The organism is Peptoniphilaceae bacterium AMB_02 (assembly GCA_036321625.1).
Taxonomy (GTDB): domain Bacteria; phylum Bacillota; class Clostridia; order Tissierellales; family Peptoniphilaceae; genus Microaceticoccus; species Microaceticoccus formicicus.
Genome location: CP143259.1, coordinates 83,311 through 97,242, shown reverse-complemented (window position 1 = coordinate 97,242; position 13,932 = coordinate 83,311). Strand labels below are relative to the sequence as shown.

The 13,932-nt window shown below is 36.7% G+C and carries 9 protein-coding genes; all 9 read right to left on the bottom strand.

Annotated elements, in window-relative coordinates; all coding sequences use genetic code 11:
- Window positions 1–16: 16 nt before the first annotated feature.
- Window positions 17–1,870, bottom strand: a complete 1,854-nt coding sequence (locus VZL98_00405) for an ABC transporter ATP-binding protein (GenBank protein ID WVH63447.1) — start codon at window positions 1,868–1,870, stop codon at window positions 17–19.
- The gene (locus VZL98_00400; protein ID WVH63446.1) at window positions 1,863–3,596 is read right to left on the bottom strand and encodes an ABC transporter ATP-binding protein; all 1,734 of its coding nucleotides are present in this window, start codon (window positions 3,594–3,596) and stop codon (window positions 1,863–1,865) included. Before VZL98_00400 ends, VZL98_00405 begins: the two co-directional genes overlap by 8 nt.
- 54 nt (window positions 3,597–3,650) lie before the next feature.
- Complete coding sequence (gene fni / locus VZL98_00395; protein ID WVH63445.1) at window positions 3,651–4,664, bottom strand: type 2 isopentenyl-diphosphate Delta-isomerase; 1,014 nt, start codon at window positions 4,662–4,664, stop codon at window positions 3,651–3,653.
- An 11-nt stretch (window positions 4,665–4,675) separates the two neighbouring features.
- Window positions 4,676–5,590, bottom strand: coding sequence for an LCP family protein (locus VZL98_00390; protein WVH63444.1), 915 nt, complete (start codon window positions 5,588–5,590; stop codon window positions 4,676–4,678).
- A gap of 174 nt (window positions 5,591–5,764) precedes the next feature.
- Window positions 5,765–6,355, bottom strand: coding sequence for a nucleoside-triphosphatase (locus VZL98_00385; protein WVH63443.1), 591 nt, complete (start codon window positions 6,353–6,355; stop codon window positions 5,765–5,767).
- A gap of 68 nt (window positions 6,356–6,423) precedes the next feature.
- Window positions 6,424–7,584 carry an ABC transporter substrate-binding protein gene (locus VZL98_00380; protein ID WVH63442.1) on the bottom strand — a complete coding sequence of 387 codons (1,161 nt, stop codon included), beginning with the start codon at window positions 7,582–7,584 and terminating at the stop codon, window positions 6,424–6,426.
- The gene (locus VZL98_00375) at window positions 7,581–8,369 is read right to left on the bottom strand and encodes an ABC transporter ATP-binding protein (protein WVH63441.1); all 789 of its coding nucleotides are present in this window, start codon (window positions 8,367–8,369) and stop codon (window positions 7,581–7,583) included. Before VZL98_00375 ends, VZL98_00380 begins: the two co-directional genes overlap by 4 nt.
- Window positions 8,366–9,382, bottom strand: coding sequence for an iron ABC transporter permease (locus tag VZL98_00370; GenBank protein WVH63440.1), 1,017 nt, complete (start codon window positions 9,380–9,382; stop codon window positions 8,366–8,368). The genes VZL98_00375 and VZL98_00370 overlap by 4 nt, the downstream gene beginning before the upstream one ends.
- Before the next feature lie 229 nt (window positions 9,383–9,611).
- The gene (locus tag VZL98_00365; GenBank protein ID WVH63439.1) at window positions 9,612–13,847 is read right to left on the bottom strand and encodes an acyl-CoA dehydratase activase-related protein; all 4,236 of its coding nucleotides are present in this window, start codon (window positions 13,845–13,847) and stop codon (window positions 9,612–9,614) included.
- Window positions 13,848–13,932 lie beyond the last annotated feature (85 nt).

The following is a 13,932-nucleotide window of genomic DNA, read 5'->3' as shown; positions in this document are numbered from 1 at the left end:
CTTCACCCCATGGAAATTAACTTAATATACTTAATCCTGTATAAAGGTCGTAATATCGACCTCTTTGTGAAATCAGGTCGTCATGATTCCCTCTTTCGATGATTTCACCATCTTCAAGAACGAATATAGCGTCTGAGTCGTGAATTGTAGAGAGCCTATGTGCTATGACCATTACGGTCCTTCCCTTCATAAGATTATACATGCCTTCCTGTATAATCCTCTCAGTCCTGGTGTCCACAGAACTCGTAGCTTCATCAAGTATGAGCACGGGAGGGTCGGCAATAGCGGCTCTGGCAATTGATAAGAGCTGTTTCTCTCCTTGTGAGAGTTCGGCACCTGAACCTCCAATAACCGTTTGATAACCATCCTTTAAATGTTTTATAAAGGAAGATGCATTCGAAAGTTCCGCAGCTTTAATTACTTCAGCTTTGGTCGAGTCCTTCCTGCCATATTCTATATTCTGTTCTATAGTTCCGGTAAATAAATTGACCTCTTGATGTACGATGCCAAAGGACCTTCTCAAGTCTGCCTTTGCAATGTCTTTAATATTTATGGAATCAAAGCTTATCTCGCCTGAATCCGGTTCGTAGAACCTGTTGATCAGATTCATTATGGTTGTCTTCCCGGCTCCTGTCGATCCTACAAAGGCAAGTTTTTGTCCCGGTTCGGCATAAAAACTAATATTTTTCAGGACGGGCTTATCTTTAATATATCCGAAATTTACATTTTTGAACTCTATTCTACCTTTAAGCTCAATAATTTCATCTGTTTCCTTATTATGCCAACCCCATCTATTACAACGAGTATCGCTACAAATTATAATTTGACCATTTTCACTTCTTATATTTACTAATTCATACTTACCTTCATCGACTTCTTTTTCCAAGTCGAGAACTTCAAAAACCCTTTCAGCTCCTGCAAGGGCAGAAAATATAGAGTTGATATTTTGAGTAGCATTGCCTATCGGACCACTCACCTGTCTTGAATACTGAAGATAAGCTATTAATGTACCTATGTCGAAACTTCCTCTTATAGCCAGCAGTCCACCGAAAACACATATTATAGCATAGCTCACATATGTGAGATTGACCATGCTTGGCATCATGGAGTACGAGGCTGCCATGGCATTAGTTTGAACTCTTTTTAATTCCTTATTCTTTAATTCAAAATTCTCTATGGCTTTTGATTCATACCTGAAAACTTTAATGACTTTCTGCCACTTTACTTTTTCTTCAATATAGCCATTTAAATCCCCCAAATACCTTTGTTGTTTTCTAAAGTATTTTCTACTCTTGGAACCTATGGATTTCGCTATAAAAATCATAAGGATCAGTGATAGAAATGTAATCAAAAACAGAGTAGGACTTAAAAACAGCATAGCAATTACAGTTCCGGTAAAAGTAAATGCAGCGGATACCAAATCCAGTAATGATGATGCAAGAGCGTCGTTTAAATTATCTACATCATTTGTAAATCTACTCATTACATCACCATGAGCATGCATTTCAAAATACGAAATCGGCAAATACTCTACATGCTCAAATAGTTGATTTCTTATATATGATATTACACTCTGAGAGACCTCAAGCATAATTCTCCTGTAAATAAATGAAGCAAGTACAGTAAAAGCACTTATCCCGGTCAGTAATAAAAGCATTTTTAATAATCCATTAAAATCTCCGGGGATTAAATAATCATTGACTATCGGCTTTAGTAAAAAACCCGTAGCTACTGATCCTAAACTCGACAATAGCATCAAGAAATAAGATAGTATAACGATGTATTTATAAGGTTTTAAATAACTGAGAAGTCTCATAAAAGCCTTCATACTGTTTCTCGGCTTATCTATCTTTCCCCTATTCCTAGCCATTTTTATTCACCTTCTTCTGAGTCTCGTAAACTTCTAAGTAGATTTCCGAGCTCTTTATAAGTGATTCATGGGTTCCGAAATCTACAATGCGTCCATCGTCCATGACCAAAATCAAATCTGATTCTCTTAGTGTTTTTATCCTTTGAGAAATGGTAATAACGGTTGTATCACCGAGCTCTTTATCTATTCCTTCCCGGATATTTTGCTCAGTTGAAGTATCGACAGCTGAAGTACTGTCATCCATTATCAGTATCTTAGGATGAGTCAGTATAGCTCTGGCGATACAGAGTCTTTGCTTCTGACCACCCGATAGATTAGATGCCTCCTGTTCTAGGATATGATCAAAACCATCGGCGAGCTTGTTTATAAATTCAAGAGCAACTGCTATTTCACAGGCCTTGATTAATTCTGACTCAGTAGCATTCTCATTACCAATCCTCAGGTTTTCTGATATGGTACCTGAAAAGAGCGTATTTTGTTGGAGCACCATGGATACACCTTTACGCAATTCGTCCGGAAAGTACTTCTTGATATCTACATCATCCACCAAAATTACACCTTTATCCAGCTCGTATAATCTTGGAATTAATTGAACAAGAGTACTCTTGCCTGATCCTGTACCTCCCAATATACCTACCTTCATACCTGGCTCTATAACTAGATTTATATTTTTTAGCACATAATCATCACTCGACTTATGGTACTTGAAAAAGACATCTTTGAATTCTATCTTACCGTATTTTACAATATTTTCACTATTTGCAGCAGTAATATCAATGCCTTTTTCAGTTTCTATAACTTCAAACACCCTTTTAAGCGAAGCCATGGATCTTGAAATGCTGACGACTACAAAAGACAGCATCATCATAAAGAACATTATTTGGTTTACATAGGAGATAAATATTGTAAGTTTACCTATGGTAAGATCTCCAGAATAAACCATATTTCCACCAATCCATAGAATCGCAATTATCGTCCCAAAAGTTAAAACCTGAACCAAAGGCATGGCCATGACCATATACCTAAGGGCTTTTAGAGATATATTTTTTAAACTGAGATTCTTAAGCGAAAATTCTTCAATCTCCTCTTCTTCTCTGTTAAAGAATTTGACAACTCTAATCCCCGCAAGATTTTCCTGGATATTTACATTTAAATCATCCATTCTTTCTTGCATATTAGTAAATAGAGGTCTAACCTTTATTATTAAAAGCGTAATACCTATAGCAAGAACAGGTATGCTCACGATAAACACCGTCGTTAATGGTACACTTATAAACATGGCAAGCACTACTGCGATTATTATCATCAAAGGTGCCCTGATTAGCATTCTCGTAGCCATCATAAATGCAGTTTGAATTCTGGTTATATCAGTTGTTAGTCTTGTTATAAGTGAACCGGTTTTAAAATCATCGATTTGCGAAAAGGATAATTTTTGTATTTCCTCGAATTGTATTTTTCTTAACTCTGCACCAAGTCCTATACCTGTAATCGCTGTGAATCTTGCAGCTGCCCTTCCTAAAAAAAGCGAGATTAGTGCCATTCCAATCATCAGCACACCTTGCTTTAAAATATAATCCATATCTCTATTTACAATTCCTATATCGACAATATTAGCCATAAGTAGTGTCAATATCAATTGAAAAGCAGTCTCAAGAGCGGTACAAAGGACGCCAAGATAGTAATATTTTTTATAATCTTTTAGATAGCCAAAAGCTTTTATCAACATAAATTGCCACTTCCTACTCAAAAAGACCTTGAGCTTTGCTCAAGGCCGTGTTTTTTAATATAGTAAATCTTTTAATCTTCCAACTGTTTTATAGGGGACCTTTTTCAGTTCCTCCAAGTTTTTACAGCCTAGAAGCATCATCACAATCTTCGTTTTATAGATTATTCCTTCAAGATAGTCTCTTGCATAATCAAATCCGCCATGTATCAAATAATTTAGCACTTCACCACTGACACCCACCATATCAGCTCCCATAACCAAAGCTTTTACAATATCAAGTCCGGTTCTTATACCGCCACTAGCTATTATCACCAAGTCTTCAGGGAACTTTCTGTATTCATGTAGTAATTTAGCAGTAGGATTTCCCCAAGAATAAAGATCAGAAAAATCTATATCATTTCTTCTAAGGTTTTCGATTTCTATGAAATTAGTACCCCCACATCCTGAGATATCTATGTATCTCACTCCTGCGTTATAGAGTTTTTTTGCGGCATCATAAGAAATTCCAAATCCAACTTCTTTTACAATTATCGGAAAGTCCAAATTATTTACAGCTTTTTCAATATTATCAAGTATACCCTTGAAATTCCTGTCTCCATCTTCCATTACCAATTCTTGGCAAGGATTTAAATGGAGCTGCATAGCATCAGCATTGATAATTTCTCTTGCTTTTATAATATTTTCAACGCTCGAAGAAGCATTTAAATTTCCTATTATTATATCCTCTTCTTTCAAAAACTCATTTACCGTTTTGAAAGATTCAGATGTGTCTTCTTCATCAAGAACTATTTGCTGAGACCCCACAGCCATTGGAATTCCGAATTCTTTCGCTATCTTTGCTAGATCCCTATTAATCTCAAGCGAAATATCAGCTCCACCTGTCATAGAATTTATCAATAAGGGAAACTCAATTGCCTTTCCCAAAAACTCGGAAGATGTATCTATTTCATCGAACGAGAGGTTTGGCAGTGAATTGTGTTCCAATATTACATAATCAAATAAATTGTCCCCGACATACTCTGTTTTCAAATAATTCTCAATATGCTCTGTCTTTCTTGTTTTCCTCATATCAATCACCCCTAATTTTCAAGTATGTATTCAGGCAACAAGTTTCTAATAAGCTGTGCTGTTCCCTCCTCATCGTAAATATAGTAGGATGTTTCATCAATATAATCAGCATAACCCGGAATAACATATTTTTGAATATTGTTTGTATCTATTTTAGAAGCAGTAGGTATCATAGAAAGAATTAGAGATGTGGGTATATTAGTATCTACACGCTTTGCATAGGTCGTAAAGAAATCCCCAATCTTAGGTAAATTTTCTACCGATATCATCTGCTTAATTATTTGCTGCATTAACTGCTGTTGTGCCTTTACTCTACCAAGATCTCCATCTTCATAACCTTCTCTGAATCTGGCAAAATAAAGTGCTTCCTTACCATTTAATTTTTGAACGCCGGGTTCAAGGAATATTCCCGTTTGATACTCGTAAATCTGCACGGGTACATCAACTTCAACACCGCCCATGGCATCAACAATCTCCTCAACCGCTTTAAAATCAAGCTTAACAAAGTAGTCAAGGTCTATATTCAACCAATCCCTTATCGTCCTTAGTGTAAGAGCCATACCACCATATGCATGAGCATGATTTATTTTATCCATCGAATTCCCAATAAGTACGCGTGTATCTCTAGGTATGGATAAAAGATCTACCTCACCATTATCTAAATTTACTTTCACTATCATAAGAGTATCAGTTCTAACTCTATTCTGTTCATCTCCATCTTGATTATAGTCGACACCGGTTAACAAAAACAATAACTCATGTTTTACAACCTGTTCGATAACATTATCTTCACCAAGATCAACGCCTTTAATTACTTCCTTAGGGCTGCCGGCTTCAAGAACGTCTAAATATTTCGAAAAGAAAATATACGACCCCGAAAAGAAAATCACAGCAACCAGAAAAGTAATGAGAAATTTCTTCTTCATTACTGCTCCTCCTTCAGTCATATTGACTCAATTAACATTATAACACAAAGGCATTATATCATAAAGAACTAATCAAAAAGATTACAAGATTGTTAGTAAACAATTTTTATCGTTATTTTATAATAACACATACTTCCCCCTATTAACAACAGTCCATATATTTAATATATTGAATTATTTTTGGTTGGGGTTGTTGAATTTACCTGTTATTCGTTTTTTTATTAGGGTTTCGTATGGGATGTTTGTGTAAAAGTCATCGAGGTCTATTAGGAAATAGTCAGTATTGGTTTCTAAAATTCGATTTAAGGCTGAGGCTCTTTTTTTCATTATTGCAAACACTCTTTTGGTTTCAAAGATTTGGGATAGTAGTTTCATAAATTTTGGTGATTTTCCTTCGAGGGGACCAACTTCATCCATTACAAAAATCTCTGAGTTATTTTTCAATTGCTCCTCCAGTATTAGACTTCCTGTCGTTTCAAAAAAATCTTCTATGATTTCCATCCTCTCGCCATTCCAACTGGCTACTCTGTATACAGTATTCTCACCTATTTCACTAAGTACTATATCTCTCATCCCGGTTTCTTCATCTATGATGTCGAGCCAAGTTCTAATGCCTGATACTGAACTGAGTTCTTTTAGTATCTCATTTAAAAGTGTAGTTTTACCAATTCCGATACTACCGGTAATGATTAGGTGTTTTTTCCCGGATTTGATAAATTTCTCTAGAGCCATGCTTTTTAATTTTACTATTTCTATTCTTTTCATTTTTCACCTCATATCAAAAGCTGTATCAAGAGTATATTTATTTATACATCTTGACACAGCTCTTAAGATTATTTAAGTGTTGATTTTGACAATAGTTCGGTCACTTCTTCATCAGTTAAGTCGTAGTTATAGAATAATTTATAGAATTCTTTAGTTTCAGCTTTCATGTCATAATCAAAAACTTCAGGATACAATAAGTTTCCTAACCATTTAATACCGAGGATTCTGTTGACTGCCGGAGGTCTTCCCATCCAGTTGTAAGGTCCCATTGGAACTTCGTAAATTTTCCCATCTTTAACGGCTCTTAAATCTGCCCATAGTGGATCTTCAGAAACACTACTATATGCTGAATTAGGTCCAAATACTATTATATCAGGATCCCATCCCAATAACTGTTCCATACTTATCTCGTTCATTCCTGCACCACTTGTTTTAGGAATGTCCGAAACATTTATTGCTCCTACGAGGTTTAATACTTCTGCATGAATTGATTGAGGTGGGTTAGTTTGAAGTCCTGTTTCTCCCTCACCATAGTATACTTTTCCTTTTTGATCTTCACTAAGTTTTGCAAGATTTTCTTTAGCCATCGCAAGTGTCGTTTTTACATAATCCGCTAGTACTTTTGTTTTTTCCTGCTGGCCAAGAACTTCGCCAAGTTTTTCATATGCATCTACCATCGTATCAAGCTCGGCTTCTATGAAAATTACCGGTATACCGATTTGCTTTTGAAGCTCGTCCAACTCTTCAGCCATCTTATCACCTTTTATCTGTCCTAAATCTATTACAATCTGTGGCTTGGCTGCAAGCAAGGACTCTACATTCAAATCAGCTTTTGCACCGTAAAATGCACCGAATTCCGGTAGGTCTAAGTACTTTTGCGGTATAAATTTCTGTGCATCCTTGTTCGGTAATCTTCCCCATCCGACTAATTGGTCAGGATTTATCGAGTACATAATCATCTGTGCCAAGTGTCCTGAAGGTGCAACTCTTTCAAGTTTGACAGGTATTTCAACTTCTCTTCCGACGGAATCGACAAATTTGGTAGTTTCTCCCTCTACCTCTTTCTTTGGTTCCTCTTTCGGCTCTTCTTTAGGTTCTTCCTTTGGTTCTTCTTTTACTTCTGTTTCAACTTTTTCTGTTTCTTTTGGTGGAGCTTGAACTGCAGGTTGACATGCTGAAAGAAGTAAGATAAGTACTAATAATAAACTCAAGATTTTTTTGCGATTCATTTCTTCCTCCTCATTTTTGGCATAGGTACCAGTGTAGTTTCACCTTCATTTTCCACTTCTAGTAAGTTTATGCCTATATTATAAATCGACTCTAAGACTGAGTGATTTACAACTGTTTTGGTATCCCCATACGCCAGTACCGATCCTTCATGTAGTACTAATGAAGTATCGGAATAAAGAAAAGCATGTTGCGGGTTATGTAGGGATACGATTATCGTATACCCTTCTCTGGATAATTCTCTAATCTTTTCCATTACATGTAACTGATTTCCAAAATCTAAATTTGCTGTTGGTTCATCCATAATCAGTATCTTTGCCTTTTGCACTAGAGCTCTTGCAATCAAAGTCAATTGCCTTTCTCCTCCACTTATCTGTGCATATCCTCTAGTCGCCAGATGACTAATGCCAAGTTCTGATAGTGCTTCAAAAGCAGCATCTATATGTTTTTTAGAAGGTGTCGAAAACATATTGATATCCCCCACCATCCCCATGATTACAGTGTTTAAGACGCTATAATTATATGTTGGATAATGTGACTGCGGAATATATGCCATTTGTTTGGCAAGTTCTCTTCTTGAATATTCTGAAATAGTTTTATTTTCTATCTCGATACTTCCCTCTTTTGGTTTTAACAGTCCAAGCATCAATTTAAAGAGCGTACTCTTACCGACGCCATTAGGTCCAACCACCGCTAAAACTCCAGGTTTTTCAATTTCGAAATTCAAGTTTTTTAATACTAGCCTTTTATCATATCCAAAACTCAAGTTATTAACATTCAGTATCATCTGGCTATATCCTCCCTCAAAAGGAGTAGAATAAATACAGGAGCACCTACAAGCGAAGTCAATATACCTAAAGGCACTTCGGATGTAGTGAGTATTCTTGCAATATCATCGACTATAAGTAAGTATGTCGACCCAAGCAGTATCGATGCCGGAATAAGTACTTTGTAATCATATCCAACTATCAATCTGGCAAAATGTGGGATTACAAGCCCAATCCAGCCTATCATCCCGCTAACGGATACACTGGCTGCCGTTATTAATGTGGCACATACAATGGTTATGAGTCTGAGTAGTCCAGTATCAACTCCCATTGACTTGGCCTCTTCATCGCCCATAGTCAGGATATTTATTCGCCATCTCAATAGAACGAGCGGTATGAGCCCTAGCAGAATAGGAATAAAAACGAAGTATAGATCTCTCGGTCTTATAGATGCCAAACTTCCCATAAGCCAATAGGTTATTGCCGGCAAGTCATTTAACGGATCGGCTACGAGTTTAATATAGGATATTAGCGAAGAAAATATAGAACCTATCATAATGCCTGCAAGCACTAGACTCAATGTCCTGTTTAATTTGCTTCTCGCACTTATCATATAGGTAAGCGCAACGGCTATAAGTCCAAATGTAAACGAATAGATCGTTATCCTAAAATAACCGGCTGCCATTATAATTCCAAGAGCCGCTCCAAATCCCGCACCCGAAGAAGCGCCTAGAACTTCAGGTGATACCATCGGATTTCTAAATAGTCCTTGATAAACGGCACCTGCAGTTGAAAGTGCGGCCCCTATCAACACGGCAGCAAAAATCCTAGGAGGTCTTACCAATAAGACAACCGTTTCCATTTCTCTGACCCAAGTCGTATTTACATCTACAAATTTAGATAAGAGAATCTTAGGTATAAGCCAGATCGGTACAGGATATCTTCCGACTCCGAATGATCCTATAAAAACAAATATGAAAACCAAGATCATTATTATGAATTTAATTTTTATCCCACGCTCAGAATACTTCATATTGCACCACCTGCATTATCCTTTCTTGAGAACAATGGTATCATAGACTAAAGTCTTCTGCAATATGCTAAAGCTGTAAATTTTCGTTGAGCGAATGATGATTTTTCTAATAATTAATTGTCAGTATTTGTGTTTAGGATTTTACTATAATCTAATAGAATATTAGTTTCACTAAAAAAAGAGCTTCAAAAGTTGTTTTACAACTTTCTAAGCTCTTTTTATTTTAAAATTAGATAGTCTTTAGCTTTCTATTTTCTTCCTGTTTCTTTTCTATGTTTTCTTTTGCAGTAGACAGCATCAACTTAATTCTATTGACCTGATTTACTTCACTTGCACCCGGATCGTAGTCTATTGGAACTATATTTGCACTAGGGTGTATTTCCCTTAATTTCTTAATTACACCTTTACCGGTAATATGATTCGGTAGACATCCAAACGGCTGCGTACATACTATATTGCTGGCTCCAAGCTCTATCAACTCTATCATCTCGGCAGTTAATAACCAGCCTTCTCCATATTGATTACCTAAAGATACAATTCCTTCAACTTTTTTCTCCAGGTTTTCAATATATTCTATTTGATAGAATCTGGTGCCTTCAAGTGCTTTACGTATATGCTTTCTATAGAATTCTATATAATACACACCTAGCTGCGCAGTTTTTGCACCAAAGAACCCTTTCGATAGCAGTTTGTATTTATGAGTTGCATTTCTCAAACAATACATTAAAAAATCAGTTAAGTCCGGTATTATTACCTCTGTTCCCTCTGCCTCAAGTATTTTTTGAAGATTATTATTAGCCTCCGGAAGATATTTAACCAGTATTTCGCCAACTATTCCAACCTTAGGAATATCCCTTAGTTTAACTTCCAAATTGCTAAAGTCAGTAACAATTTCTTGGACATAAGCTTTAAACTGCTTAGTATTTGGTTTTTGAACGAAAGTCCTCAAAGTATCTATCCAAGCATCCTTGAGTTTATCGGTAGAACCTTTCAATACTTCATAAGGTCTGGTTGCATTGGATAATCTCATAAGAAGATCTCCCAGAAGAACTGCCAAAATCCCCTTATATAGAATTGGCAGAGTCAACTTGAATCCCGAGTGAGACTCTATACCTTGTGCTGAAAGAGCTATAACCGGAATTTGCGGCATATCCGCATCTTCCAATGCCCTTCTTATAAATCCGACATAATTCGAAGCTCTACAAGCTCCTCCTGTTTGTGTCATCAAAAGAGCCGTCTTATCCAGGTCGTACTTGCCGGAATTAAGCGCTTCCATCATCTGTCCAACTACGGTTATAGATGGGTAACAAGCATCATTATTGACGTATTTTAATCCCTCGTCTATTACCTTGGAATTGACTTTAGGTAAAAATTCTATATTTAGTCCCTCACTTCTAAGAGCTGCTTCTAATATCTCAAAATGATCAGGTGCCATCTGAGGAGCAAGGATGGTATGCGTTTCTCTCTTACTTTTATCGAATTTAACCTTTTCAGGATGCAGTTTTAATCTCTTAGGTTTAGTTTGTCTCTTATTAATAGCTTGAGATAGCGATCTCAGCCTTATCTTTACAGCCCCAAGATTGGATACCTCGTCTATCTTAAGTACTGTATATATCTTACCATGAGCAGCAAGTATTTCATTGACTTGATCCGTAGTTACCGCATCAAGCCCACATCCAAACGAGTTTAATTGAACCATTTCCAGATTTTCATTCCTGCCTACATATTCAGCAGCTCTATATAATCTGGAGTGGTAAACCCATTGGTCTAGGACTCTTAAGTCGCTGGATACATCCATCTCAGTTCCCAAACTGTCCTCTGATAATAATGCAAATCCCAAAGAATTTATTAAATTCGGTATACCATGATTAATCTCCGGGTCAACATGATATGGTCTACCGGACAGCACTATACCCTTCACACCATTTTCTTCAATGTATTCCAAGGTCCTTTTACCTTCATTTACCAAGTCTTCTCTATACTTATCCAGTTCGGCATATGCAAGATTTACAGCAGTACTTACTTCGGTCTTATTGAATCCAAGTATTTTGAATTCATCATAAAGTCTGTCAGCAAGCCTCTTTCTATTGTCGAAAGAAATAAAAGGATTCATGAATTTTACATTATTTTCCTTTAAACTGTCCACATTATTCAATATTACTTCCGAATATCCTGCAACCACCGGGCAGTTTAAGTGATTTTGAGCAGTATAGTATTCTTTTTCTTCATAGTAAACACTTGGATAAAAAATAAATTTTATTCCACGTTCGACCAAATCCTCAATATGTCCATGAACCAATTTAGCCGGATAGCAAGCCGTTTCACTTGTTATCGTAGCGATTCCCTTTTCATAGACTTCCCTACTGCTGTCTATCGAAAGTTCAACCCTGTAGCCTAGTTGGGTTAAAAATGTATGCCAGAAAGGATAATTCTCATACATATTAAGCACTCTAGGAATACCGACCGTTCCCATTGGAGCAAGCTCTTCCGGAAGCGATTCATAGTCGAATAGTCTCTTGTACTTATAATTATAAAGGTTTGGCAGTTCTGAGTTAACAGTTTTTACCCCACTGCCTCTTTCACATCTATTTCCGCTGATATAACGGCTTCCATTGGAAAATATATTTACAGTAAGGGCACAGTTATTACTACAAAGTCCACATCTTGTCGAATGCTGCTTATATGAAAATTCTGATAATTCTTCTATACTGAAAAGATTGCTTTCGCCAGTGGATCTTTCCTTGGCTATAAGTGCCATTCCATAAGCGCCCATAAGCCCTGCAATGGTCGGTCTTATCGGGGTTCTCTTAGAAACATTTTCGAAAGCTCTAAGGATTCCGTCGCCATAAAAAGTTCCACCTTGAACTACTATATTTTCACCAAGTTCGCTCGGATCTCTAAGTTTAATTACCTTTTGTAGTGCATTTTTTATAACCGAATAGCAAAGTCCGGCAGCAATATCTCCCACAGAAGCGCCTTCTTTTTGCGCCTGTTTAACCTTGGAATTCATGAATACAGTACATCTCGATCCCAAGTCTACCGGGTTTTTTGCAGTAAGAGCCGCTTCTTGAAACTCGGTTACAGTCATCCCTAGTGATTTTGCAAAAGTTTCAATAAAAGATCCACATCCAGAAGAACAAGCCTCATTTAACTGGATGGAGTCGATTACACCATCGGTTATATGCATGGCTTTCATATCCTGACCGCCTATGTCGATTATAAAATCTACGTCCGGATTAAAATGTTTTGCCGCTGTATAGTGAGCTATTGTCTCAACTTCACCTGTATCGACACTAATTGCAGCCTTGATGAAATCTTCGCCATAACCTGTTATTCCGCTATTAGCGATTTTTGCACCTTCAGGAAGTAGATTGTAGATTTCATTAAGCACATCTATCATAAGTTCCAGTGGTCTTCCAAGGTTATTGGCATAGTGAGAATATAGTATATTATCATCTTCATCTATTAAAATGACTTTTGAAGTAGTACTTCCTGCATCTATACCCAGATAGCAATTCCCTTTATAATCTGCAATATTAGCGGTGGCTACTGAATCTTTAGCGTGGACCTTTTTAAACTCTTCAAACTCTTCCTCTGAACTAAATAGTGGTTCGAGCGTATTTTCTTCATCCAATTCTATATCTATATCTAATTTAATTTTTTCTATCAGATTTTTAAATGACGTCTTTTCTGAATCCATTGATGCTATTGCAGCACCCATAGCAACAAATAATTGAGCATTTTCAGGGGCAATGAATACATTCCCGTCACCTTCCAGAGTTTCGATAAACCTCGCTCTTAGTCCGTCCAAAAAGTATAATGGTCCGCCTAAGAGTGCGATATTACCTTTGATGGGTCTACCACAGGCCAGATTGGATATGGTCTGATTTACTACCGACTGAAAAACAGATGCAGAAATATCTTCTTTTGAGGCTCCTTGATTGATAAGTGCCTGAATATCCGTCTTTGCAAATACTCCACACCTGGAAGCTATCGGGTATATCTTTTCAAAATGCTTGGAACATTCATTTAACTGCTCCGCATCCATCTCCATCAACGCAGCCATTTGATCTATAAAAGCACCGGTACCTCCTGCACATATTGAATTCATCCTTTGTTCAATATTGCCACTTAGATAAGTTATCTTGGAATCTTCTCCGCCAAGTTCAATTGCTACGTCAGTTTCAGGTATAAAAGTTCGGATGGCATTCGTTCCGGAAACTACCTCTTGAATAAACTCAATACCGAGGTATTTCTCTACGAACATCCCACCTGAACCGGTTACATTTATAGTGATGTATTCGTTTTTAAAATTTTTATAGGCCGTTGAAATCACTTTCTTAACGGTTTCTACAACATCGGATTTATGCCTTTGATAAGTTGAAAATAATATCTCATAATCCTTAGACATTACTACGAGCTTAACGGTTGTAGATCCGACATCTAAACCAATATGCAATAACATTGCCTTGATACTCCCTTCAAAGTGTATATATCATTAAATCATAATAGTATTATACCACAGATAGCTATAATCCAATCATAAAATC